General features: G+C 45.0%; 24 protein-coding genes. 21 read left to right on the plus strand and 3 right to left on the minus strand.

The features are described from left to right. Positions 1–27 precede the first annotated feature (27 nt). The 11 genes from EL628_RS09265 to EL628_RS09315 all read left to right on the plus strand — a co-directional run bounded on the left by EL628_RS09265 (position 28) and on the right by EL628_RS09315 (position 10758). Positions 28–405 carry a hypothetical protein gene (locus EL628_RS09265; RefSeq protein WP_126579672.1) on the plus strand — a complete coding sequence of 126 codons (378 nt, stop codon included), beginning with the start codon at positions 28–30 and terminating at the stop codon, positions 403–405. A 112-nt stretch (positions 406–517) separates the two neighbouring features. Next, a complete protein-coding gene (locus EL628_RS09270) occupies positions 518–1204 on the plus strand; it encodes a hypothetical protein (protein WP_126579673.1) in 687 nt (228 codons plus the stop codon). A gap of 262 nt (positions 1205–1466) precedes the next feature. Next, on the plus strand, positions 1467–2462 hold the full coding sequence (locus tag EL628_RS09275; RefSeq protein WP_126579674.1) for a WD40 repeat domain-containing protein: 996 nt from the start codon (positions 1467–1469) through the stop codon (positions 2460–2462). Between the two features lie 325 nt (positions 2463–2787). After that, the gene (locus EL628_RS09280; RefSeq protein WP_126579675.1) at positions 2788–3771 is read left to right on the plus strand and encodes a WD40 repeat domain-containing protein; all 984 of its coding nucleotides are present in this window, start codon (positions 2788–2790) and stop codon (positions 3769–3771) included. Positions 3772–4899: 1128 nt separating this feature from the next. Beyond that, a complete protein-coding gene (locus EL628_RS09285) occupies positions 4900–5127 on the plus strand; it encodes a hypothetical protein (RefSeq protein ID WP_126579676.1) in 228 nt (75 codons plus the stop codon). Positions 5128–5946: 819 nt separating this feature from the next. After that, positions 5947–6378, plus strand: a complete 432-nt coding sequence (locus EL628_RS09290; RefSeq protein WP_126579677.1) for a hypothetical protein — start codon at positions 5947–5949, stop codon at positions 6376–6378. A gap of 379 nt (positions 6379–6757) precedes the next feature. Beyond that, positions 6758–7705 carry a HEAT repeat domain-containing protein gene (locus EL628_RS09295; protein WP_126579678.1) on the plus strand — a complete coding sequence of 316 codons (948 nt, stop codon included), beginning with the start codon at positions 6758–6760 and terminating at the stop codon, positions 7703–7705. Between the two features lie 214 nt (positions 7706–7919). Further along, positions 7920–8390 (plus strand): hypothetical protein, encoded by a 471-nt coding sequence (locus tag EL628_RS09300; protein WP_126579679.1) that lies wholly within the window; start codon positions 7920–7922, stop codon positions 8388–8390. Positions 8391–8646: 256 nt separating this feature from the next. Then, on the plus strand, positions 8647–9201 hold the full coding sequence (locus tag EL628_RS09305) for a hypothetical protein (RefSeq protein WP_126579680.1): 555 nt from the start codon (positions 8647–8649) through the stop codon (positions 9199–9201). A gap of 211 nt (positions 9202–9412) precedes the next feature. Next, entirely contained in the window at positions 9413–10021 is a 609-nt protein-coding gene (locus EL628_RS09310; RefSeq protein WP_126579681.1) for a DUF6585 family protein, read from the plus strand. A gap of 92 nt (positions 10022–10113) precedes the next feature. Next, on the plus strand, positions 10114–10758 hold the full coding sequence (locus tag EL628_RS09315) for a hypothetical protein (RefSeq protein WP_126579682.1): 645 nt from the start codon (positions 10114–10116) through the stop codon (positions 10756–10758). Positions 10759–10767: 9 nt separating this feature from the next. Here EL628_RS09315 and EL628_RS29760 read toward each other — a convergent pair whose 3' ends face one another. Continuing rightward, positions 10768–10926, minus strand: a complete 159-nt coding sequence (locus EL628_RS29760; RefSeq protein WP_161975374.1) for a hypothetical protein — start codon at positions 10924–10926, stop codon at positions 10768–10770. A gap of 84 nt (positions 10927–11010) precedes the next feature. Here EL628_RS29760 and EL628_RS09320 point away from each other — a divergent pair, with 84 nt between their 5' ends. From EL628_RS09320 to EL628_RS09345, 6 genes are all read left to right on the plus strand, one after another. After that, positions 11011–11250 carry a hypothetical protein gene (locus EL628_RS09320; RefSeq protein ID WP_126579683.1) on the plus strand — a complete coding sequence of 80 codons (240 nt, stop codon included), beginning with the start codon at positions 11011–11013 and terminating at the stop codon, positions 11248–11250. A 583-nt stretch (positions 11251–11833) separates the two neighbouring features. After that, on the plus strand, positions 11834–12517 hold the full coding sequence (locus tag EL628_RS09325) for a hypothetical protein (protein ID WP_126579684.1): 684 nt from the start codon (positions 11834–11836) through the stop codon (positions 12515–12517). 37 nt (positions 12518–12554) lie between these two features. Further along, positions 12555–12992, plus strand: a complete 438-nt coding sequence (locus tag EL628_RS09330) for a hypothetical protein (RefSeq protein WP_126579685.1) — start codon at positions 12555–12557, stop codon at positions 12990–12992. Between the two features lie 258 nt (positions 12993–13250). Next, a complete protein-coding gene (locus tag EL628_RS09335; protein WP_126579686.1) occupies positions 13251–13760 on the plus strand; it encodes a hypothetical protein in 510 nt (169 codons plus the stop codon). 15 nt (positions 13761–13775) lie between these two features. Then, the gene (locus EL628_RS09340; protein ID WP_126579687.1) at positions 13776–14414 is read left to right on the plus strand and encodes a DUF4291 domain-containing protein; all 639 of its coding nucleotides are present in this window, start codon (positions 13776–13778) and stop codon (positions 14412–14414) included. A 686-nt stretch (positions 14415–15100) separates the two neighbouring features. Continuing rightward, complete coding sequence (locus tag EL628_RS09345) at positions 15101–15745, plus strand: hypothetical protein (protein WP_126579688.1); 645 nt, start codon at positions 15101–15103, stop codon at positions 15743–15745. Between the two features lie 441 nt (positions 15746–16186). Here the strand turns inward: EL628_RS09345 and EL628_RS09350 are convergent, their stop codons facing one another. After that, positions 16187–17041 carry an alpha/beta hydrolase family protein gene (locus EL628_RS09350; protein ID WP_126579689.1) on the minus strand — a complete coding sequence of 285 codons (855 nt, stop codon included), beginning with the start codon at positions 17039–17041 and terminating at the stop codon, positions 16187–16189. A gap of 204 nt (positions 17042–17245) precedes the next feature. Between EL628_RS09350 and EL628_RS09355 the strand changes: the two genes are divergently transcribed. From EL628_RS09355 to tmk, 4 genes are all read left to right on the plus strand, one after another. Then, positions 17246–18697, plus strand: coding sequence for a glycoside hydrolase family 76 protein (locus tag EL628_RS09355; protein ID WP_126579690.1), 1452 nt, complete (start codon positions 17246–17248; stop codon positions 18695–18697). 124 nt (positions 18698–18821) lie between these two features. Next, complete coding sequence (locus tag EL628_RS09360; protein WP_161975375.1) at positions 18822–20897, plus strand: exonuclease domain-containing protein; 2076 nt, start codon at positions 18822–18824, stop codon at positions 20895–20897. A 236-nt stretch (positions 20898–21133) separates the two neighbouring features. After that, a complete protein-coding gene (dcd, locus tag EL628_RS09365) occupies positions 21134–21724 on the plus strand; it encodes a dCTP deaminase (protein WP_126579692.1) in 591 nt (196 codons plus the stop codon). A 5-nt stretch (positions 21725–21729) separates the two neighbouring features. After that, the gene (gene tmk, locus EL628_RS09370) at positions 21730–22392 is read left to right on the plus strand and encodes a dTMP kinase (protein ID WP_126579693.1); all 663 of its coding nucleotides are present in this window, start codon (positions 21730–21732) and stop codon (positions 22390–22392) included. Positions 22393–22566: 174 nt separating this feature from the next. Here the strand turns inward: tmk and EL628_RS09375 are convergent, their stop codons facing one another. Further along, a complete protein-coding gene (locus tag EL628_RS09375; protein ID WP_126579694.1) occupies positions 22567–24444 on the minus strand; it encodes an ABC transporter ATP-binding protein in 1878 nt (625 codons plus the stop codon). Positions 24445–24531: the final 87 nt, after the last annotated feature.

A 24531-nucleotide genomic window follows, 5' to 3' on the forward strand; every position in this document is an offset into this window, starting at 1 on the left:
TGAGAGCCTGACAGAAAGGAATGATGGATGTATGTAACGCTACTTTTATATAGCCTGCTCTTTTTTTCCCTCGGAGTCTGTACCTTGATCTTGCGCATAAAAATGCAGCACGTAAAAAGCAAAAGAATAAAAGATCGGATTGAAGGGTGTGGCTATAATTTTATATCTATTGCTTTATTGCTTCCTGGTTATATTGGGTTGTCTGTTCTTTCACCCGAGAGGAGAGAGATCATTTCTCGTACGCTCCTGATTGTGGGTATTTTTCTGTTAGCAATTATTTTATTGGTCACTTTTTCAAGAAAACTCAAAAGTAATACAAGTGCATTAGTACTGTTCATATTTTTAAACATAAGTTTGCTTGCTATATGCCTGGGTATTGTCGGTCTGATGTTTTTTTTGAATTAAGTTCTGTTCAGAAGTACCGTTTCTGAACACTCCATTATCATGCCGGATGGCGAACCTCATTCGTGAATAGTTTCAACCAGACCTATTAATAAAGGACAGGAGTTGAGTAAAAATGGACAAAGAGCAACGTAAACAGAGAATTTTCACACAATCTATTGTGGAGAAAACAATTCGTAGGTGGATTGTGGTGAATATGGCAGAGCATGGAATTTTTGTTCGAGCCATCTATGGAAATATGTGGAGAGAAAGGCATGCAGGCCTGGCATTTGCCAGTCGCGTTCTGCAAGAAGTCAGTTGGTTGGAGAGCCATGAGAGAGGTCAGACCCCGCGTATCCTTATCGATACCGCAAGAGCAACCAATGTGGAACCACAGGGAGGATTTATCTGTACCACCTGGCAATGCTTCCCTGACTCTATTGAAATCTGTTCTGTAGGAACCAATGCGGTTCTTGTTGGTGATGCCAATGGCATGCAAGAAGCTTTGGTTCGACATTCTGGTGATGAAGTTATCAAGCAGGATGCCATAAAACGAGGAGAGCGACTACAATATGCAAATCTCTTCCATAGATTTACTGTAACACATGTGTTAGGAAGTGAAAAAGGATGTAAGATAGAAGACATTCGCGTTGTTCAGATACCGCTGGTACAAGATACGGTGATTGGAATACTTAGTGATCATGAGATTGCTTCTGAAGCTGTCCGTCAAAAGATTCCAGGGTCCCAGCTTTTCTCGTTTATTCAAGACTGGACTCCCATAGAGAGGGTCGAAAGGACGAGTGTTGTCATTTCGGTTGCATAAAACATACGTCCTTTTGTGAACTGGAAAATACTCCTGAGATTTTAACGAATTATCATAGAAAATATCTGGATGGCACGCTTTCAGGTGGTCCAAGCTCTTCTGAGAGGGGAGAGCCTGTCGCAGGGGTATCACGAAACTCCGCTCCCTTATCGTCACTATCACATGATTTCTTCACACATTCCCTGTATTATCCCTGAAAAGCATGAACAATGCCTGAAAGAGAAAGAGGTCGATCGTTCTTAAAACAGAGGGAGAAATATCCATGCAACCACATGAAAAGTTTCTACGGAATCATCGCAAGCCTCTTGTTGCCCATCAGGTGGCACGTCTTGAAAACCAGGAGGACGATGTCTCTGCTTTGACCTTTTCGCAGGATGGAACTGTCCTTATCGCTACAGGATGGCCGAGCCGTTTTTGGCATGAGGATCAGGAGGGTCATTGGCATCTTACGCGAACCTTACCTGGTGCCTTTGTAGCGATGCAGTCGGATCAGCGTTACCTTATGGTCCTTAAGGAAAATACCACGCTGAATCGCATTGAGCTTCAAGATACAACAGGAGCATGTCTCCAAACCCTGTCATTTTTCGACAAGAAGACCCGTTATTATGGCTATTTTCACGATCAAAAAAAGTTCCTGACCTATGATCAGGAGGGCTGGTTGTCTATCTGGGATGGGAAAACATTCCAATTAGAAACACGCTGCTATTACCTTCCAGATACTGATCGTCCATATGAGAATATCGCTCTTATGCGCTTAACCCCCGACGAGCATTTTCTCTTTTTTTATTATTATGGACTTATTTACCGCTGTCGTTTTGATAGCGATTTGTTAAGGGTTGTTCCAGAGGGGTATGTGTTTCAACGCCCAACCTTTCGTTTTGATGCAGAGGATTGTCAAATTTCCCCGTTAGGAACAGTGATTGCGGTTGCTCATTCAAGTGAATCTGCAATTGAGTTGTATGAAATTTCTTCATTACAGAAGTTGGCATCGTTTCCTGTTGAATCGCCATTCCGCCTGGCATTTTCTCCGGATGGAAGATTGCTTGCCTGTGTTGATGATGAAAGTAAGGTCTTCATTTGGGACGTGTCAACAGGTCAGTTAATGTGCACCTTTCTCTCTCACCCAGGCCCTTCAATGGAGCAAATGCCGTCTGTGGTGTGTATCGCATGGTCACCCCGTGGCGATATCATTGCGATTGCTGGATCATTATATGAGATCAAGGATTTTAGTATTCATCTTTGGAAAATTGAATACTAAACCGTCCCTTTTAGAGGAGAACATACCCCAAAAAGGCTTGCGCAACAGACTGAGAGATAGCGATGCGCAAGCCTGTATTAAGATAAAAGAAGGTGCTACGGAGAATCCTCTTACGAAGAGTAAAGAGTGGAAAGGAGGTTATGAATCTAGAGATATTTTTGCAGAGAAATATAAAGTCATGCGTTTCTATCTTGTATATGAGTCATCCCGGATTTTTGAAAAAGTTCAGGATGACTCATAATTATATTAATGTTATAAGTCATTGAAGAGTCAACCTATTCTCTCGTATCACGTTGGTTTGAACTGCATCCAAGGAGATAAAATAATGAAGGTGATATTAGCTCAACAATTTAATCAACAACAAGATGAAACGCGAAGTTTGTGTTTTTCTCAAGATGGAAAAATACTGATTTCATCAGATAGCTATGCTATTTATATATGGCAATATAATAAGCATGGGCATTGGAAATTAGAGAATACCCTCTTTTTTAAGGCTTTTTTACTTCACTTGGCATCAGATGGGAATATTATTGCATTCCGTGATGAAAGTTATCTTTTGCAGCTTATATCCTCAAAAGATGGAAGATTGCTTACAACTTTTCCTTCGTCAGCACCTACTGACTGTGCTATCTCTGCTGACCAAAACTGGTTAGTTACAGGCGAGGCTAGAAGAAATATTGTTTTCTGGAACGTAAAAAGTCGCCAAAGTTTTTCTCTCCCTGTTCCATCTCAGCCTTTTGATGATAATCCATATTCCACTCGTACGGATCTCTATGAGGAGACTGTGAGCCATTTTCGTTTGTCTCCAGATGGTAAGCAGTTGGTTTTTCGGGCCTCCAATGAGATCGGAACCCCCCATGTCTGTCAGATTGATCCCCTTCAGCAAATGATGGTGTTACAAAAAATTCTGCCGACTATCGCACTTGAGATTGAAATGTCGAGGGATGGGAAAAAGTTGGCCGTTTTTGATGGCTATGGAGTTGTTCTTTATGATCTCCAGACCTTCCAACTTCTGGGGAAATGCCCCCAGCCTCAGGAAGCCAGCTATGGGTTAATCGCCTTGTCTCCAGACGGGGAATTTCTTGCAGTGAGTCGTAATGATGGATTGGTTGATCTCTGGTCGCTTACTACGTTTAAACAAGTCACTTCAATAGAAGCTCACCCCGGGCTGGTAACATATTGGTCCGATCCTATCGGTGGATTAGCCTGGTCAAGCACCGGCTATCTAGCGACGGGCGGAGCCAGTGCTTTTGAGTCGGATCTCGAAAAATACGATTATACTGTCAAACTATGGAAGGTCGAGATGTAAGTGAGATCATTTTTTCACCGGGCAATGGGGTCAGTTCTATTTTGAGCTGAGCTGTGGCTGGGTATGCGCCAACGTAGGCGGTGTGGGATTGGCGCTGGCGAGGGGCAGGCCAAACGTGATACGAGTCCCCTTGTTGAAGGTGCTCTCGGCCCCGATAGGTGCCACCGAGGGCTTTGATGATAGAGAGGTCCAGCCCGCTCCCAGCGGTGTAAATCCCAGAATTCTGCAACGTGGTTCTGTCTCACTTTTGGTGAAAGATACCTTTATTTCTCACATTCCGCAGTTCAGAGTGGCATTTTTTTGAATAACAGAGGCAAGCACGTGTTTTTGCTTGTATTACTTCTTATAATTTTTTTTGACAAAATAGAACAGAGCACAGAAGCAGCTGATTAGAGAATACAATCATCAACATTTGCTTGTGCCCCAGGAAAAAATTTATTCCATTCTTGATAGCCAGCTAGCAAAGAGATTAGGAATGGTAGTTTAGACTCAGGTTTATGTTCATTACAGGGCATAAACCTTACAAGAAGCGCACAAAGAATGAATCTAGAGACCTTTTTTGAAGAGAAATGTAGATTCATGCGTTTCTATCTTGTATAGTAAGTATACTTCAGTTTATACTTATTAATAGGGTTATCCAGACAGACCGCTTGAAGGTCGCTTGTGACATTCATCGCTGACGTCCTTGCGAGAAAAGAAAGAGCCTGCTTTTATGTTCTTTGATGTCTCAAATCTGGCAACGAAGCGTATTTTAGATAGTCATCCCAATCACCTCTCTCTCTTTTCTTTTCTTCATTGATTGTACGTATACCTGTTGTTTCTTGATCTCTTCAAGATGACTGAGTGGGAACAAGTAAAGCACCATCGATGCCTGATCTCAGAGCCAATCAAAACAGGACAGTAGCAGGCTTTGGAGGAAAGAAGCACGTGCATCTATAATCACATCCTATCGACTCCTGGCATTGTATCTAATCGCTGAACTGCTCTTATTCTCATCTCATGGCCATGTCTTGCTGGATGTTTGAAGCATTCTCTCTATTTGAGAGGAGTAAGCTTTTAGAAAGATTTGATCAATTCTTAAAGGAAATAAATTAATATAATATTTATCGTATGATAAGGGGAATTAGTATGGCTGATAAAGGACAAAGACTAGAAAAAGTGTCAAAAAGTATAAGTGCTTTACTTACGTTTTTAGTTGCCTTACGGGAAGTTTATAGTTCGAGGGGGCAGCTTTTCACAGACTTTGTCGGTTTAGCCTGGTTGATGATTTTAATTGCCTATTGCGTTCTTTACTCATTCAAAACAGTTCAATTTTTAAGAAGAAGAGGAAAGACCGGTCTGGTCGCATCCCATTAGCTGGTGGAGAACCCCTTTCTTTGAGCTCTTCGCCACTTCATATGGTTCTATCCGTGGAGGGATACAGGATGATCATTCAGAGATTGCAGAAATATAAACATTTCCTGTTGTTTTTAGTTGCTTTTTTATTAGGAATTACTTTTCCGTGGATTTTTTTAATAAAAAATATAAACAATAGAGTTAGTGATAACATGCTGATGTTTATGTGCATATATGGTATGTTCATAGGGGTCTGCAGTCTATTTATATGGTTTGTTAAATATTTCTCTCGAAGGAATGAAAATTTTGTTCCGAGGGATATTGTGAATAATAAGAGCGAAATATTTTTTCTAGTTTCATTTTATCATATTTCATTCTTAATTTTCTATTATATTTTAGGCTGGAATCCCTGGGGCTTGCCAATACATATCATTTTTATGGTTCTATTTACGAGTGCAATTGGTTTATTAAATACTGCGTTCATTCTCGTGATTGTTGTATTGCTAAATTCAGTACCTCCTCTTTTTTCTGCTTTGAGAAAGACATGGATGAGTGCCGCCCCTCCCCCTGGTCTTCATCGAAGAAAGGGGCTCAGGAGGAACCGGTACATGCTCTCTCAGAGACGACATTGATCTTTACGCAGGTCTATGATAGTACAACAGGCCAGTTAAAAGGGTGAAGCGATAACGCGACTGGTGTCGCTAATCTCGCTACCCTCTCGTTTGAGCCCGTTCATGGTCTGACCAGCGATCTCCATTTTCAAATGACGACACGACTGGCAATGCGCTGGTGGATGTGGTGGATAATCATGCGACAAGTGAAGTGGAAGGATTCTTTCTCATGTTTTTAAAAAAGAGGATGTGGAACTTTATTATTGTCCTCTTTAGTGCAGTGATAGTAGGCGTACTTTATGATCTTCATCAGATTCGACTTTTTTTTATTATTGCTATTCTTTTCTCAACATTAGAGGGTCTTATAGGATGTGTACTTTTTATATATATTGGAATACGAGTGCAACGAGAGGAGCATCTGGAAGGCAAGCCTCTTCCCTGGTATAAAAACTTATTCATTCTTATGGGATTGGGTGTAGCTTTCCAAGTATTAAGTCCCGTTAACTCTCTATTGGAGCGCCATTTTTTGCAACCCAAGGGCGTATTCGTAGTTGACACATTCCTTACTATTGTAGAGTCTTCAGGGCTTTTTCTTCTGCTTTTTTTTCACTTTGTTATCAGTATAAAAGTGATCCAGATTGTAGTGAGAAAAAGAATGTAGATATAAAATGATTAGTATATAGAATAAAATGTATATTTTTTCGCACGTGAGGTCTCTCGTATTGAAAGCCATTATAGCTTCTTGTCTTCAGATGGTTGGCAAAAAGCAATATTTGGAGCGTGGCAACAAACAACATTAGATGTTACCTCAGAGTCGTGGTACAGGACCCAGACCCAAAAAGACCAGGACTATCTACGTCTTTCGAAACTTGAATTACAGTTCGTTTGATTGTGTGGACAGAAAATGCATTGTTTTCTCCGCCCTTCTGAATTATTAGAGAGACGATCTGCCTTCATTGAACCCTTGCTGAAGAAAAATGCTCAGATAGAGAAGATTCTCTCAACGAGAGATCTTCTCCATAAAAGAAAGAAGCCATCCCGTGAGTATCTGGAGTAACACCATTGATATATGGAAGGATGAAGCCTTTACTGATGATGAAGGGTACTTCAGTCACATCTATCCTCGCAACGTTGCTCGTGCCTTTATCTGGGTCAGCTATGATGATCGGACGGATGAAGAGAAAGAGAACCACTGGCGGCCCTATCATGAGTTGATTTTTGAGGCCATGGATGCTTTTGCACTCCGTTGGGGAGGGCTGTCGGACGCGACCTTTCTCCGGGTCCTGCGCGAAGCTCAGGGGGCTGATCGCCTTGTTGCTCTCTTTGCCATTGGTCATAGCCATCTGCCTGAAGCCGACGAGGTGTTACTGCCATTCTTAGAGAGTCCAGATCTCTTTGAGCGTTGCGCCTCGGCCAACTGCTTAGCCTTGCGAAAAAATGAACGGGCGTTACCCGTGCTGGAAGAGTATTTCCGCACTGAGTGCCCTGTCGATGAGATGGGCTTGCCTCCTAGAGAAGTTCTCTACTGGTATGATCACCAGAAAGTCTACCTGACGAGGTTCTTTGCCACCTGGGGATCGCCAGAAGTAGTCCCAATTCTTCGCCGTTACCTCTTTCATCTGTGGGAAAAGCATCCACGCTATGGTCCTGATAATGAAATACAAGATGTCCTGATGTATACCTTAGGGAGAAGAGGAGCGATGGGGGTCTGCCATGGGATGCCGCTCCCAGGTTTGTATCGAAGACTGGCCATGGTGTATCTGGCTCTGGGGGCTCTCAAAGCGGACGAACGATTTGCTGATATCTCTCATGAGGTATTCGTCAATAAGCAATTGGAACAAGAAGTCAGGGGGGTATTGCAGACGGTGTATGGATTGTCTGAAGAGGAAAGCCAGACGCTGGTAGACAACGTTGCTTCAGACAATTTGAGGAGAAACGAGATCTATAATGATCATCTGGATTATGAGAAGCTCTATGATACAAACTAAAACTGGAAGGCATGAGGGAAAAAGCACCAGGGCGCTGACAGAGACTCATGGCGTTCTCAACGGCCAATAGGTGCCTTGAGCAATCCCAGTTCTCAGGGCCATTCGAGCACCATTGACCCCCGAACAAAATAGCAGGTTTTTCGCCGTCACTGGGTCAGATAATCTAATGGACTTACTTCGTCAACGTGCAGGTGAATAAAGAAAGGAACGAGCTATGGGATCGGATTTAGCTGTCGTGACAAGTGAAGAAAAGCTCTCCAAAAAAGACTTTATGCTATTCATTCAGTCAGTTGGAGGAACAATAAGTCAGTCAGTTGGAGGAAAAATAGATTTTGAGGGTTTTTGTGAAGGCTATTTCAATGATGAGAAAACAGGGCAACAGCTCATTATCTTTTTCGATCCCACTGCGTTAAGGAGTTTAGCAGAGGATGAACCGGAGACACTGGAACACATAGCCACCATGTTAGGAGCAAAACCCCAACACTGTTTTATCATAGAACCGCTCAGCAATCCCTCAAGCAATCTCCTTGCCGTGGATTTTGCCATCCTTTGTGCTCAAAAGTGGCCATGTATCGGATGGAATCCCACAGATCCCCCCTCTTTTTTTACGCTCGAGCAACTTCTTCGCCTCCAAAGAGCGGGTATATCTTTTGATAGTTGTGATTTAAACATGGATCTCCTATAGGTTTAGAGGAGGTAGAGAAAAAAGAAGAGAGATGAGTCATCCCTGATTTTTGAGCGACCCCCTGGAAAAGAAATACTGAGAAAAGCTCACCAAATTGGGGTCTGGGTAATACGTATATTCCTGATTATTGATGAATCAACCCGAAAAAGAAAGCATTTCCTTGATTTTTAAATGGGTGGATACCTCTAGTTTTCTCCTGACCTGGCGTTTTATTCAGGTAAGGAGATACTACGTTTGGCCGAAGTGGAGGCTTCTTATGCTGTTTGCTCACAAGGATTGTGGATCGCTCAAAGTGCGTCCTTTCATTCACGCTTTTTTGCGTTTCTTCTCGCGTCGACATCATCTCGCTCTCGTTTTCCTATTGATCATAAGTTTTCTTCTTATGGGCAGTATTTTTAGCAACTGGCCAGATGATCGGTTGACCTACGATGGCAATCTGCGTCTGGTAGGAAGAGCCGTAAGTTGGACGAGTGAGCGTCATTCTCTATCACCACAAAGTTCCCTCGATCGCTACATGGTTACTGATCCAACTTCGACACAAGAATTCCCGTGTGGTAATGGGACACATTTGAGCGGAAACCAATGTGTCGCTGATATATCTCAGTGTGGTAGCGGGACACATTTGAGCGGAAACCACTGTGTCGCTAACGTTGATCATACGCAGGCCAACAATGCTGCAAGACAGAATAATCTGACCGTGGCGATATATGCAGTAGCGATCTTGCTCATTGTAGGAGGGCTGTTATTGGTAGTAAAAGATGGTTACGCATTCATAAAAGCATATAAAAATGTATCTGCCACTCGGCAATAGGAGCTTGAACGTATAGGCCTGGCGTTTCATCAGAGATGGCAAATGCGCTATGCTATCTCTTGCCAATTCATCTGTAGGAGCCGTCGTAGCTGGTGTTGTCGTGGTCGACGAGGGTTGGCAGATACTGCGCTCGGCTTCTCTCACACTTTTTTAATAGCTAGCTCTAACAAATAAAATGGACAATATGCCTAAGGTAAGCAGGAGGATACGTATGGAGCCTGGACAGCAAAATGATCTTTCTATGACAACCCATGATTTGGCAGAGCAATATCAAGTTGGTCAACCGCTTGCACGCTATACCATGTTTCCACAATGGATACGTTTCTGGCAGGTGTATAGGCGTCTGTTGCTCGACTTTATCATTTTTTCGATCCTAATCGCCCTTGCAATCGTTCTTCTTTTTCTTGCTCCGTTATTTCAAGGTCAGATCGGAGATCTACAATTCAGGCTCCTGCTGGGACTCGCTGGTATTATTTCCGGTCTGATCGGTTGTGTGAACTGGCTGCTTAAGAGAAATATGATTGCTCAGAGCATCCCAACATCTCTCCTTGTCTGTACAAAAGGTCTGTTAGCGATCTCCCTAAAAGCGGTAGATGTTACGCTTTGGGATGAAGTAATAGGAACACTACAAATAGAGACAGGAAAGAGAAAGAGGTATAAACTTCAGCGTATCAACCGTAAACCCCTCACCTTTCATGATGCTTATGAGGATAGTGAAGCCCTGGTTGATCTCATCAGGCAGCAGCTGGCTAACCCTGATCTTCATCGAAGAAAGGGGCTCAGGAGGAACCGGCACATGCTCTCTCAGAGACGACGTTGATCTTGAGGAACATCCTTGCTCTGGTGAAAGAAGGACCATTGAGTGGATAGAGGGAAATCTCTCACCTGCCCCTGAACAGGAGCCACTCTTTAATGTGGAAAGGACCAGATCAGATGAAATATCATGGAAAAATTGTGGGTGTCACTTTTTTAGGTGGTCCAACCTATTCTGAGGGGGAGTACCCGCCGCGTTGGCATAACGAAACTCCGCTCCCTTATCGTCACTATCACATGATTTATTCACAGACTCCCTTTCTTACCCCAGAAAAGCGTGAACAGATCCTGAAAAAGAATGAGTTCGATGTTACTCAACTGCAGCTCGAGCGTTTTCCCTGTATTGATGACTTTGAGGTTGTGATGCGGGCACCTCTCTTTGAATCTGAAAACCAGGAAAACGATTTCGACTATACGGCTTGTTTTTTTAGCCCATCTCGTGGGTACCTGGCTGGTTTCTGCTATTATACACATGAGGACTATACTACAGCTATTATGAGTCAGGCAGAGACCGTCATTCCTTGGGGAACACTCACATTCCCCTACTATGATTTTGGGCAATCATATGCTTTTATGGTGATGGAGGCAGATGGATATATCTATGTCCTGAATGGTACCTATGAGGAAGCTGGCACGAAAGGATATAAAAATTGGTTCAAAGTGGAGAAGAATCGCTATTTTTCCCAATGGGAGCATGCCCGGCAGCTCTCACGAGCGTATGAAGAGCAGCGAAAGAAACAATAACGCGTTTCCTCAACTGGCAATGAGGAGTAAGCCGATAACGATGCCAATCAGGTCACTACGACTCAGACGAGAGCCAATGGAACTGGTAGTTATATCTTTACGCAGGCCTATGATAGTACAACAGGCCAGGTAAAAAGGATGAAGCAATAACGCGACTGGTGTCGCCAATCTCGCTACCCTCTCGTTTGAGCCCGTTCATGGTCTGACAAGCGATCTCCATTTTCAAATGACGACACGACTGGCAATGCGCTGGTGGATGATCAGTTTAGTTATGATGGGAATCGCCGTCCTTCGGGAACGACGGCCACCTGGCAAAGTGGAAGTAACGCGACAGAAACGCTGTTCAGCTCCTTAAGAAGCTATGATCCCGTTGGCACTGTCAAGAGTGTGAACAGCACCTATGGAGTGGTTCCAGACCAGAGTAACTCAGGAGGAAGTGAAACCCAGAATTTCTGTTATGACGAGCTGAATCGTCTGGTCTGGGCAGTGTGATAGGTAGCTTTTTACAGATGGCGAAGAGCACCAGTCTCAAGAATAATCGTATTTTCATTTGTTCACCTGAGAGCCTGACAGAAAGGAATAACGGATGTATGTAACACTACTTTTATATAGCCTGCTCTTTTTTTTACTCGGAGTCTTTACCTTGATCTTGCGAATAAAAATGCATGGAAAAAGCAAAATAATAAAACGTATAATTGAAAGGATTATTAATGCTTTTATGTATCTTGCTTTATTTCTTCCTGGTTTTATTGGGTTTCCCTTCCTTTTACCAGAGATGAGACACATCATTTCTCGTACACTCCTGATTGTGGGAAGTATTGTGTTCGCAATGAGTTTATCGGTAATTTTTTCAAGAAGACTAAAAAATGATACAGTTTTATTAGTCGTGTTCATGCTTTCAACTATAAGTTTTTCTGCTATATGCACAGGTATTGAAGGTTTGATCATATATTATTAAATTTTTATTTTGTGTATAAACATTATTTCTTAATAATCAATTGTCATGCCGGTGGTGAATCTCATTCACGAATAGCTTTAACCAGACCTATTAATAAAGGACAGGAGTTGAGTAAAAATGGACAAAGAGCAACGTAAACAGAGAATTGTCACACACTCTATTGTAGAGAAAACAATTCGTAGGTGGATTGTGGTGAATATGGCAGAGCATGGAATTGTTGTTCGAGCCATCTATGGAAATATGTGGACAGGAAGGCATGCAGGCCTGGCATTTGCCAGTCGCGTTCTGCAAGAAGTCAGTTGGTTGGAGAGCCATGAGAGAGGTCAGACCCCGCGTATCCTTATCGATACCGCAAGAGCAACCAATGTGGAACCACAGGGAGGATTTATCTGTACCACCTGGCAATGCTTCCCTGACTCTATTGAAATCTGTTCTGTGGGAACCAACACGGTTCTTGTCGGTGATGCCAATGGCATGCAAGAAGTTTTGGTTCGACATTCTATCGATGAAGCTATCAAGCAGGATGGAATAATAAATGATGAAAGGCAAAAAGCAATTCGGTTCCATAGATTTACTACAACGCATGTGTTAGGTGGTGAAAAAGGATGTACGATAGAAGATATTCGCGTTGTTCAGATACCGCTGGTACAAGATACGGTGATTGGGATACTTGGTGATAATGTGATTGCTTCTGAAGCTGTCCGTCAAAAGATTCCAGGGTCCCAGCTTTTCTCGTTTATTCAAGACTGGACTCCCATAGAGAGGGTCGAAAGGACGAGTGTTGTCATTTCGGTTGCATAAAACATACGTCTTTTTCCATTGAGGAGGGAGAGAATCTATGACAAAACTTATAGGGATTCAAGAGAGTGACGTGTTAATAGAAGCAAAATTTGTCAAAGACTCTTTTGTTTACTATATTAAGTGTAATCCTATTGCAGAAACCGAAAAATACTATTATTTCGGACTTCGATCCATATTGTGGTTGAGTTTAGATGGGATATTTAGCGAAATTGAGAGTATGTATCCAAAAGTAGGAAAAGAGCCTTTGTGCTCTTTCGATAGTCAAGTTCAAAAAGAAGAGGGTCTGCCTGTGCTAGAAATGATTCCTACAAGTTATATTAATTATGTTCAAGAAACAGAAAATGGGTTTATCATTTATGTAGAAAGGGATAGAAAAATAAATCATGTCGTCATCTATAAAACTATCGAGTTTCTTTTTTGTGATAACGATCTTGTTGCTATAGAAGCAAAAGAAGCGGCATTTGTGCCTCATTAAGAAACATCTAGATCTCTACTTTTTCTTGCGGATACGGCTAGCGACTCCTGAGAAGAGGCCCATTGAGACGATCTATCTGGCAGGCCTCTGCCGGGTTTTCGCCTGAGGCCGTCCGGTCGTTTCTAGACCAATGAGGAGGCAGAAATGTTCATGCAACCAGATAAAAAGTTTCTACGGAATCATCGCCCGCCTCTTGTTGCGCGTCTTGAAAGCCAAAAGTGCGAGATATACTACTCACTAGTATGAAAGGATCAGCTGATGGGTTATTCTTACCCAGAATACGCCCAAATTATTGTTGTTGGCGTCATTTTTCGTGATGTATTCTCCTGGTATATAACAGATCGAGAATATTGGTTTTTGGATTATGTAAAGTATACGGAACTATCATCCATTGGTATACCTCTTAAGAACAGATACGTTAATCCAGAACCGTATAAAGAACGTTTCGATATTGCCGTCTTAAATGAAAAAACAGCAGCACAATTTCTCTCTTGCATAGAAGATATGCGCGTGCCAACCAGTAAACTAATAGAAATGATGCTAGAATGGGATGAGTTGAAAGAATCATATGATGATATGTTGGATTTTATCCCTTGCTTTTTGATAAACTTCGATAAGAAACAGTTTTCTTCTATTTTTCCTGAACCATTCAGCTTTGAGATGTATGTTCCCGATGGTTGGATTGGTCGTCGTCATGATTTTGTCGCAGAGATACCAGAAGAGGAACGTTATTGGATAGCGAATGGTCGCGATTTATTCCAAAGGTAGGCGTATTGAAAACCTATGAATATCATTACTGAACCATATCTTGTACAGGCGAACCGCTGGCCTCAATCGGGTTCGCAGATTCTTGCTCACTATACTGATAGCTCAGTGATCGTGTATCAAGCGTATCGTCCAGGCATTGGACATTTTGCTGCCAGACACCATTATTTTGGTGGGGAGTTTTCCTTGTCGAGAATGAGCTGGATCAAGCCAGGCTTTTTATGGATGATGTATCGATGCGGCTGGGCCAGCAAAGAGGGACAGGAAGTCGTCCTTGCCATTCACCTCAAGCGTTCAGCCTTCGATACTATTCTCGCGCAAGCTGTTCTTTCAACCTATGTTGAGACTCTCTATGGATCAATGGAGAACTGGAAGCAAGCTCTAAAAAGCTCTTCTGTTCGCTTGCAGTGGGACCCAGATCATGATCCATCAGGGCAAAAATGTGAACGACGCGCCCTTCAATTAGGGCTACGAGATGAAGTTCTCAAGCAGTATGCCAGGGATTGGATCATCGATATAGAGGATATTACTCCATTTGTGAAGCAACAGTCGCAATTTGCCAGAGAATACCCTTATCAACATTTGCTTGTGCCCCAGGAAAAAATATATCCCATCCTTGATAGCCAGCTAGCAAAGAGATTAGGAATGGTGGTTTAGACGAAGGTTTATGTTCATTACAGGGCATAAACCTTACAAGAAGCGCACAAAGAATGACTCTAGAGACCTTTTTTGAAGAGAAATGTAAATTCATGCGTTTCTATCTGAAAGCGAGAAAGTTAGTCTTCATATTTAGAAATGAGAGAGATATCGATGAACATAAAAAATATTCTTAAGGTCGTAATGAAAATTATTTATTTCCCGATGGGTTCATTGGATAAGGACGAAAGATTTGAGCCGAAGAACAGGCCAGTGCTTTTTTATGAGTATTTTATTTATATAATTGCTTTTTGCAATTATGGGATTCAATATCGCTTATCTCCTGCTAAATTTTCAGGATTCGGATACTATTCGATGGTAACATTATTCATATTATTAATCATCATCTGCTTGTATAAATTATTATTTCCTCCTTCTCTCTCTATAACACGTCTAGGTTTTATCATGGTGTGTATTATATTTTATTGGACGTATAGTACATATTCCCCACGCTAGGAAATGGCTTTTTGAATAGTAACAAATAATTTCTTCGCATCTTTTACGCTCGAGCAACTTCTTCGCCTCCAAAGAGCGGGTATATCTTTTGATAGTCGTGATTTAAACATGGATCTCCTATAGGTTCCCTTGTTTCAAGGGTGTATCTTTCTAAAAATCGCTTCATTTTGAGCAACAGAGGAGGTATTTTGATGAACTATACCAATGGATTGTGGGGAGAAAAGATTTTAGGTGGTCCTGCTTATCCCTTCTCAGAATTTCAAGGGATATGGAAGAACGAAAGACCATTGCCATACCATTATCTGCATCTTGCCTATACCCCTACATCACCAGTGAGTCTGGAACGATATAGAGCGTTTAAAGAGAATCGGGTCGATTTAGATCAACTGCGTCCTGAAATTTTTCCAGTTATCGATGATTTTGAGGTTATAATGAGTGCTGCTATTTATTATGAACTGCAAAAGGAAGAGGAGCTAGAGTTTGAAGCCAGCTTTTTTAGTCCATCTCTTGGATCATTAGGAGGATTGGAGTATTACGAGAAGTCAACTCGCTACACATCAGAAGTTCTCAGTCGGCCAGATTTTCTCGTTCCGTATGGACATATTGATGTCCCTTATTTTGAATTAGATCAAGAACTGGCATTCATGATTGTAGAGTGGGAGAGATATATCTATATCCTGGGTGGAAGCTTTGAAGACGTAGGTACGAGAGGCTACGATACGTGGTTTAAAGTTCAAAGTGATCGCTATTTTTCGCAATGGGAGCAGGCTCGAAACCTGGCTCGGGATTACGAAAAAAGAAAAAAAGCGTTCTTTAAATCACAGCGTCTGTCTTAGGGTAAGAGAGATGTTGAGAGATCAGAGTTTCAGCCAAGATCTTCCAACATGGAGCCTATCAATGAGAAATAGTAAACATCCTTTTTTGGTAAGTACACTATACATTGTTACAGGATTGAGTACAGTCTTCTTTCTTAGTGGGGGATACGTTCCTTTACCTTCAATAGTGAGAAATATTATTGGTATGATGGGAGTATCTCTCATAATATGCGGTGTTTTTACTTTGCTTTTTTATTTCAATGATCGCTATTTAAAATAGTAGGGCTATTCATACGTATCGAGCCGACCAATCATAAATTATACGTTTCAAAAGCTCATTCATTGCGAAGTGACCTTTGTGAGATAGAAAATACTCCTTACCTACCTGATAAATATCCTTTACTTACCTGATAGTGGAAGAGAGAAGGTCTCTCTCGACGAGAGATCTTCTCTTGCTCTGGCTTAGAGCAGATGGGTCTGCATAAATTCTAGCGAGCGGCGAATGATCTCGTGAGAGCGGGGATCATCGTTGAGGATATCAAAGCCGTGTTGGCCGGTTGGGTGGTTCATAAAATCAACTTCGACATTCTGAGCGATCGCTTCACTTACAAAGGCTTCCAGGCTCTCATTGAGGAGAGGGTTATCCAGACCAGCTCGAGCGATAAAGATTGGTGGCACATTCCCAGATCGTCGTTGTAGAAGACTCACAGCCGAGAATTCTTCAAAATCGTCTTCAGTGAAGAGGGGCGTAATCTGTTCAGATCCATTTCGGGTAGTGCTATAGAGGCCGTCATAATACGTTTTGAGATCGGCGAGCGTATAATAGCAGACGATACAGCGCACATATGGTGGCGTATCATAGAGTGCGGCGCGTAACCCCATCGGGCCGCCAGCTGAGCAGATCCAGATACCCAGCGCCTCTTCATGAATTTGCAGGCTCTCATTATGATCACGTACATAGGTAATGAGGTCATCGATATCATTGGCAACTCCAGCGACATTTGTGAGTGCCTCGGTTGAGCGATGATTGGCCGTAATAGCGATAATGCCAGAAGCAGAGATTAACTGGCCCCATGCTTCATACTGTCCTCCGTCTTTGATAGCCCTCAGATCCTCAACTGATCCATCGCCATGAATCAGGATCACAGCTGGTAGCCGCTGCCCCTTTCTATGAGAGGCGGGATAGTAAACATCTAGCTGAAGCTCAGTGTCTTCGACTGTTTTATAGGTCACGTTTTTGCGGACTGTACTGTTCTGCATTTCTGGAAGCGTATAGACAACACGAGGAGTCGTTTTCAGACGATGCTGGCTTGCCATTATTCATAACCTTTCTTCATTAGAAAATATGTCCTACTTTCTGTAAATTGTAGCATATTTTGTACGTCATGTGGATAGCTAGAGAGAGCGGATAAAGATATGTAAGGCTGTGTCGCAGAAGCAGGGACTGAGAGCGTGTAGATAGAGGTCCCTACCTGTTGGCATTCACCCTATTCTGATCCATGAAATAAAGGTAGTGAAGAAATGGCTGCGCAAGTGCTGTTACCAAACAAGAATTATCGCCTCTACGCTTCGGCTGGAGCTGAGGCTCTGTTAGCCTGGTACAATCCCGTGAAGGCTCTGTTCGAGACGACAGGCTGGTGGAATGCTGCCAATGCAGTGCATACTTTGATTGATTACTCATTATTGACCGGGAGTACGCAATACCGCTCAGTGATTGAACATTTCTTTAATCAACATGCAGATGGCTCATTTCTCAATAATTATTATGATGATGAGGGCTGGTGGGCGTTAACCTGGACAAATGCTTTTGATCTGACCGGTGAGGTCCGGTATCTTCAGATGGCGCAGACGATCTTTGAGGATATCAAGCAAGGGTGGGACTCCAGATGTCGTGGCGGAGTCTGGTGGTCAAAGGAGCGCACCTATAAAAATGCGATTGCAAATGAGCTTTTTCTGGCCCTGGGTGCTCGACTGTATGAGCGTACAGCAGGCTCGCCAGTGCGTCAGCAGTATGGAGATTGGGCGCTGGCAACCTGGAACTGGTTCGCCAAAAGTGGCCTGATTACTCCAGATTATCTGGTGAGCGATGGCTTGACGAAGCGCTGTACAAGTAATCGTGGCGTTAACTGGACATACAACCAGGGCGTCTTACTGGGCGGATTAGTAGATCTCTATAAAATGACTGAGCAAGAGAGCTATCTCCAGATGGCAGAGGCACTGGCGAATGCGACACTGCACTATCTTGTCAATGAGAACGGGATTTTGACGGAACCGTGTGAACGTACAGATTGTGGAGCAGATGGACCCCAATTTAAGGGCGTCTTTCTGCGCAATCTGCTCAAGCTCTATCTGGTCGATCGCAGGAGCATCTATCGCCAATTTATTGTCAAAAATGTTGAAGCGATCATAACCTATAATAAGACGACCTCTCATCAGTATGGGCTCTACTGGGGTGGACCTGTCGATAGAATTGATGCAGCACGCCAGAGTTCAGCGCTGGATGCACTGGTGGCTGCTATTCCGTTTAGTGCAGATGGCCCACTTCTCACCAATCTGGCTCTCTCTGTTCCTACTCAGGCTGATGCGTCCTGTTCGCCGCTGGAAGGGCCAGAGAAGGCTGTGGATGGTACTGTCCTCTACAATAGCAAATGGTGTTCTCCGGGCACCAGTGGACGCTACTGGCTCCAATTGGATCTGACAAGGCCAGTTATGATTGGGCGAATTGTGCTTAATCATGCGGGCGCGGGTGGTGAAGATCCCATGTATAATACCTGTGATTTTGGGATACAGGTCAGCCTGGATGGGACTTCGTGGCAGACGATAGTCTCCGTCACAGGAAATACTGCCAGCGTAACTACCCATCAGTTTGAGCCACAAGAGGTGCGCTATCTCACATTGCTCATCACTAATCCCCAGCGCAGTCCTGAGCATAAAGCAGCTCGGATCTACCAGTTTGAAATTTATGAGATCTGATCTGGCTTTCTGTGTAAGTGGAGAAAATGGTTGTATTCTTGTCAAACGGGCCTGCGCGTGCTATTCTCGTACAGGTGACCTATATTTCTGTTTTCTATCCGGTCATTGTAGGAGGATTGGTGGAATGGCGCAGGAGGATGGGAGCCCCGTACCAGCGCGGGGAACATTAGTGCGGCGTGCATATGAATTGTTAGAGAGTCAGGGACAGCCAGTTCCTGAAGAGGCACTGATTGAATATTTGTTTGGTGCCAATGGCAATAAACAGCTCTGGACCACTTTACTCCGCAAAACCTTGCGTGGCTCATCCCTGTTTGAGTCGGTTATTGAGCCTGAAGGGGAGGAGCAGATCCTCTGGTCACTGGCGGCCTGGCGAAGTCTCAAGCTGCGTCTGGAGGATGTTGAGTTTATTGTCGTCGATACTGAGACAACGGGCTTGCGGCCAGGGCCCGATCGTGTGATCGAGATTGCAGCCGTTCGTGTTCAGGGTGGACGGATCGTGGATACCTTTCAGACCCTGGTCAATCCCGAGCGCCGTATCCCTCCGTTTATTGCCAAATTCACAGGCATCACCCAGGATATGGTTGATGAGGCTCCCACTGCCAGACAGATCTTTGCCAATTTTTTAGAATTTCTGGGCGACGGTACCCTTGTAGGCCATAACCTGAGCTTCGATCTGAATTTTTTGAGCTATGAAGCAAAACTTCTGCGCAAATCCTTACCCCTTGATGGCTTTGACACCATTCCGCTGGCGCGCCGCTTTCTGCCAGGCTTAAAGCGTTTTAAGCTGGATATGGTCGCGACCCATCTGAATATTCCTGTGCATGATCGGCATCGTGCTTTGGGGGATGCTGAGGTCACCGCGGCTGTCTTTCTGCGAATTTTAGAGGAAGCGCAGAAGCAGGGTATTTACACCCATGGACACCTGCGCCGACGCGTGCAGTTGCCCGTCGCGTGGAGTGGTGAGATTGAGCAAGTGGAGCCCGTGGGGAAAGGGAAGCTCTGGGATGCTGATGGCAAACTGACGAATGGAGCCTCGGGGATGACGCGCCCAACGGGGACGCTCCTGCTCAATCCGGCCTGGAAACGAGATTTTCCTAATCGGCCTGGCGTCTATCTGATGAAAGATGAGTTTAAGCAGGTCATCTATGTTGGTAAAGCAAAGTCACTCAAGGATCGTCTCTCTTCTTATTATAGCCAGCCATTGGGCTATACTAAGAAAATGGATGGGCTCTTGCAGAGCGTACGTGAGATCGAGACGCGCGTCCTGGGTTCTGAACTCGAGGCGCTTCTTGTAGAGTCACGCCTGATTAAAGAGTTGCAGCCAGCCTATAATGTACAGCTACGCAACTATGAGCTCTATCCTTTTATCAAGATCGATGTTCAACATCCGTTTCCCCGCGTCTACGCGACACGTGAGGTTACCGCAGATGGGGCCCGCTATTTTGGACCTTTTCGGAGCCGTCGCATGGTGGATGTCACGATCGAACTGGTGCAGAAGATCTTCCCCATTCGGACCTGCACACGTAGCCTTCCTCCCCAGGCGAAAGCGACCGATCCCTGCTTACGACTCCACCTTGGTCGCTGTTCTGCTCCTTGTCGCGGCGGAGCAGACGTTGAAGACTACCGCAAAGTAATTGAGCAGGTCTGTTCCTTTCTAGGTGGTGAGAGTGAAGATCTGCTTGAACGTCTGCGTCGGCAGATGTTTGATGCCGCCCAGAACCTGAATTTTGAGCGGGCGGCCTGGCTGCGAGATGCCATCCATAGCGCCGACGAGATCCTCATTGGTCAGCGTCTGATCACAGGAGCAGTAGAAGCCAACAACCTCTTTATCGTGTATCCCTCAGCCAATGAAGGGCATAATGAGCTCTTCTTGATTCGGCATGGTCGCCTTGTCCAGCAGGCGAGCGTTTTACATGAGCGGACAGTGATGGAGCAAGCGGTTAAGAACTTTTTAGACGTTGCAGCGCAGTTGGGAGCACCGCCCACTATTGTGGGCAAGGCTGAAGTAGATCAGATTAACATCATCAGCCGTTGGATTCACCGCCATAGCGATGATCGAGCCTTTTTCCCTTTTCAGCATGTGCTTGGCGCTGAGAGTAGTATTCAGCAATTAAGCGAGCAGATGTGGTCAGCGGTTGAAGAGGCGCGGACTCTTCCGCTCGAAGCCTTGCTGGAAGAGACCGATCCCATCGATATGTAGCTGTCCTCTCAGGAGAGTACCAGAGAATTATCGCTCAGGAATAAAATGCGCTATAATAGGCGGTACTTATTTATCATCACATAATGGAGAAGTGGGCCCTGGTGGAAGCGGGATGCTGTCAGTTGCATAGCCGAGCCTCATGCCTGATCAGACCGACTCTCTATTCTATTGTCTTCGGGCGCTACACCCTTCTAAAAGAGCAAGACTGGAAGACTGTCGCGAGGAGTTGTTGAATTATGCTGTTATCCGATAAACGTATTGTAGAAGAGTTAAAGCAGGGCAATATTGTGATTGAGCCCTTCAACGAGCGCCATCTGGGCCCCAATTCGTATGATTGCCGGTTGGGTGAGTGGTATTTTCAGGGAGATGCCAATATTGAGGTCATGCATCTGGACCAGCCAGATGAGATTCGGCGCTATTGGGGCGAGCCTCGCAAGGCAGAAGGTGGGAAGATTGCTATCCGCCCAGGAACCACGATTCTGGCTCATACACAGGAGATTATCGGGGGGCATAATGGGTATCTGGCGAAAATGTATTCACGCAGTACGGTCGCTCGCTCTGGACTCTCGGTCTGTCGCTGCGCCGGTGTCGGTGATGTTGGGTATATCAATCGTTGGACAATGGAGATCAGCAATCATACGCAGACCTCGATCATCGTCCCCGTTGGTTTTCGCATCTGTCAGCTCACCTTTGAATATGTAGGCGAGACGATCAAAGAGTATCATGGGAAATATGGTCAGGATCAGCACTGGTCGCCAGAGGATATGTTGCCCAAACCCCACTTTGACTGGGATTATGAGATCTATCGTTCGGATCGCGAGAGATAACGGTGATGAGTAAAGGTCGCCTCATCTCTTTTGAAGGCCTGGATGGAGCTGGTAAAACGACGCAGATGGATCTGCTTGAACGGTGGTTACGAGCCCGGCAACTCTCGTATATCCGGACGCGCGAGCCAGGGGGAACACCTCTAGGAATTGAGATTCGCCGTTTGCTCTTCCAGCAGCCTGAATTGGCATTGACGCCATTGGCCGAAGCCTTTTTATTTCAGGCTGATCGGGCTCAACACTTCGAGACCCTGATCCTGCCAGCGCTTGCGGAAGGGAAGCTCGTGGTCACCGATCGCTGTTTTGATTCAAGCATTGCCTATCAGGGTGCAGCTCGGGGCGTTGGAACGGCACGAGTTGAACAGCTCTCCCTGATTGCTACTCAGGGTCATGTGCCCGATCTCACCATCTTTCTGGATCTTGATCCTCAGCAGGTGCAGCAACGGACCGATCTGGCACAGGATCAGAGTGGGAAGCGGGACGAGGTGAGCCGCTTCGACCGTGAATCCGTGGTATTTCATCAGCGATTGCGTGAGACCTTTTTATGCCTGGCCCAGACGCATCCCGAACGAATAAAGATTGTGCAGGCCACACGCTCAATTACAGAGGTCCAACAAGAGATTATCCTTCTGGTAGAACAACTCTTGATGAAAGATTCCAAAATCGTATAGTCACGCTCACCATAAATGATGGACCCTTCTCATACGATAAATTGCATTTCATAAGCGCTTTATTGTATGAATGATGGCGGGCTCATCATTTATGATGGCTGCGGACCACGTCGGTTATCATTCATGATGGACCATGGCGGACTACGTCGAGCCTCTTCCCTCCACAATCTCTTCTTAGGGAGCAATCTCTTCACTTTCAAAAATGCGTGTTGAGAGTCGATAATAGGTGCCGTGAGAGGCTAAGAGCTCCTCATGTGTTCCCTGTTCGACGACGCGGCCTTGCTCAATAACCACAATGCGGTCGGCTTTTTCGATCGTGCTTAGCCGATGGGCGATCACGATGGTTGTGCGTTCGCGCATTAAGCGATCGAGCGCTTCCTGGACCAGACTCTCGCTCTCATTATCGAGTGAGCTTGTGGCTTCGTCGAGGATCAGAATGCGTGGATTGCGCAGTAGAGCACGAGCGATGGCAATGCGTTGGCGCTGGCCCACCGAGAGCTTGACTCCTCGCTCCCCAACCAGGGTTTCATAGCCCTCTGGCAACTGGCGAATAAATTCAGAGGCATTGGCCGCATGTGCAACTGCTTCAATCTCCTCCAGAGTGGCATCTAAGCGACCATAGGCAATATTCTCACGGATGGTTGCCCCAAAGAGAACAGGTTCCTGTAAGACAATGCCGATCTGTTCGCGCAGACTCTGAATCTGCACATGCCGAATATCGTAGCCATCGATCGTAATCTGCCCGCTCTGGAGATCAAAGAAACGTGGTATGAGATTCGCAATCGTTGTCTTCCCGGCTCCACTCGGTCCAACCAGGGCAACGACCTGTCCTGCCTGAGCTGTAAACGAGACCTCTTTTAAGATTGGTCGCTCATCCTCATAGCTAAATGAGACCTTATCAAAGCGAAGCTCCCCTTGTACAGGAGGAAGTGGCACAGCGTCAGGCGCATCGGTCAGCGTAATGGGAGTATCCAGGAGCTCAAAGAGGCGTTCAGTTGAGCCGAGAGCCATCTGATACTGGCTAAAGAGATCACTGGCACTGGTAATGGGGCGCGAGAGGAAGAAGACATAGAGCATCGTTGTGGTGAGAGTGCCAATCGTGAGATGTCCTTCCATCACAGCGGTTCCCGCAAACCAGAGGAAGAAGGCAATCCCCCCAATCCCAAGGAGAGACGAGATTGCGCGAACAAAGCTCATTAATTGGATGCGTTTTCTGGCCACTCCAAACTGTTGCCAGGTTAACTTGCTATAGCGCTCAGTCTCATACTGTTCGCGTGTGAAGGATTTGACGATCTTTGCATTACTCAGGCTCTCCTCTGAAGCTGCCGTCGCTTCTCCTAAGACAGCGTATTCCTGTTTATAGATGCGGCGAATTGAGCGACCGGCAATAAGAAAAGGCAGAGAGAAGAGCGGCAAGGTCAGAAGAATCCAGAAAATAGTATCGCCACCACCTCCAGAGGAGGGATGACCAGCAGGGATCGCTCCATTTAGTTGATTGGCTTTCGCAAGTAAGGTATCTGGCCCTGTGATAAGAATGGCGATTCCAAGGAGGAGCGTAATGAGATTCTGTATAAAGCTCGTCAGATTATTTGTCGCAGCATTGCGAACGGTCGTGACATCGTTTGTAAGCCGACTGAGCAGTTCACCAGTGCGATTCTTCTGAAAGAAAGCCAATGGGAGCTTCTGCAGATGGGTATAGAGGCGGAGCCGGAGATCGATCACGACGCGCTCTCCAATCATCGAGAGCCAGTAGCTCTGCCAGAAACTCAGGATGCTCTGTATCACAACCAGGCCAAGCAGAATAAAGATCATGTTGTGCAGTGCATTGGCATTTTTATCAAGAATAATGCTATCAATCACCTGACCAGTTAAAGCTGGATAGGCGAGCGAGAGCGTGCTGGTGATTGCGGTCAGAATCATCGTGATGAGCAATTTCCAGCCATAGGGTTGCGCCAGGCTCAGGAGGCGACGAAGGCGAAGCGTACCAGACATTTTTTTATCGGTCTTATCTACTGAAAGTGGTTTTTTGAGAGTAGGAGAGGAATCTGGCATAGATATCCTTTCTGAACAGAGAATGTTACGGCTCTTGAGAGGGAAAAAAATGGTCTGCTAGAAGATAAGACGCAAACGATCTCAAGC

The sequence above is a fragment of the Tengunoibacter tsumagoiensis genome, assembly GCF_003967535.1.
GTDB classification, from domain to species: Bacteria; Chloroflexota; Ktedonobacteria; order Ktedonobacterales; family Ktedonobacteraceae; genus Tengunoibacter; species Tengunoibacter tsumagoiensis.

Coding starts and splice junctions, on each gene's coding strand:
- EL628_RS09265 (WP_126579672.1), top strand. CDS start 28: ATGTATGTAACGCTACTTTTATATAGCCTGCTCTTTTTTTCCCTCGGA.
- EL628_RS09270 (WP_126579673.1), top strand. CDS start 518: ATGGACAAAGAGCAACGTAAACAGAGAATTTTCACACAATCTATTGTG.
- EL628_RS09275 (WP_126579674.1), top strand. CDS start 1,467: ATGCAACCACATGAAAAGTTTCTACGGAATCATCGCAAGCCTCTTGTT.
- EL628_RS09280 (WP_126579675.1), top strand. CDS start 2,788: ATGAAGGTGATATTAGCTCAACAATTTAATCAACAACAAGATGAAACG.
- EL628_RS09285 (WP_126579676.1), top strand. CDS start 4,900: ATGGCTGATAAAGGACAAAGACTAGAAAAAGTGTCAAAAAGTATAAGT.
- EL628_RS09290 (WP_126579677.1), top strand. CDS start 5,947: ATGTTTTTAAAAAAGAGGATGTGGAACTTTATTATTGTCCTCTTTAGT.
- EL628_RS09300 (WP_126579679.1), top strand. CDS start 7,920: ATGGGATCGGATTTAGCTGTCGTGACAAGTGAAGAAAAGCTCTCCAAA.
- EL628_RS09305 (WP_126579680.1), top strand. CDS start 8,647: ATGCTGTTTGCTCACAAGGATTGTGGATCGCTCAAAGTGCGTCCTTTC.
- EL628_RS09310 (WP_126579681.1), top strand. CDS start 9,413: ATGGAGCCTGGACAGCAAAATGATCTTTCTATGACAACCCATGATTTG.
- EL628_RS09315 (WP_126579682.1), top strand. CDS start 10,114: ATGTGGAAAGGACCAGATCAGATGAAATATCATGGAAAAATTGTGGGT.
- EL628_RS09325 (WP_126579684.1), top strand. CDS start 11,834: ATGGACAAAGAGCAACGTAAACAGAGAATTGTCACACACTCTATTGTA.
- EL628_RS09330 (WP_126579685.1), top strand. CDS start 12,555: ATGACAAAACTTATAGGGATTCAAGAGAGTGACGTGTTAATAGAAGCA.
- EL628_RS09335 (WP_126579686.1), top strand. CDS start 13,251: ATGGGTTATTCTTACCCAGAATACGCCCAAATTATTGTTGTTGGCGTC.
- EL628_RS09340 (WP_126579687.1), top strand. CDS start 13,776: ATGAATATCATTACTGAACCATATCTTGTACAGGCGAACCGCTGGCCT.
- EL628_RS09345 (WP_126579688.1), top strand. CDS start 15,101: ATGAACTATACCAATGGATTGTGGGGAGAAAAGATTTTAGGTGGTCCT.
- EL628_RS09350 (WP_126579689.1), bottom strand. CDS start 17,041: ATGGCAAGCCAGCATCGTCTGAAAACGACTCCTCGTGTTGTCTATACG.
- EL628_RS09355 (WP_126579690.1), top strand. CDS start 17,246: ATGGCTGCGCAAGTGCTGTTACCAAACAAGAATTATCGCCTCTACGCT.
- EL628_RS09360 (WP_161975375.1), top strand. CDS start 18,822: ATGGCGCAGGAGGATGGGAGCCCCGTACCAGCGCGGGGAACATTAGTG.
- dcd (WP_126579692.1), top strand. CDS start 21,134: ATGCTGTTATCCGATAAACGTATTGTAGAAGAGTTAAAGCAGGGCAAT.
- tmk (WP_126579693.1), top strand. CDS start 21,730: ATGAGTAAAGGTCGCCTCATCTCTTTTGAAGGCCTGGATGGAGCTGGT.
- EL628_RS09375 (WP_126579694.1), bottom strand. CDS start 24,444: ATGCCAGATTCCTCTCCTACTCTCAAAAAACCACTTTCAGTAGATAAG.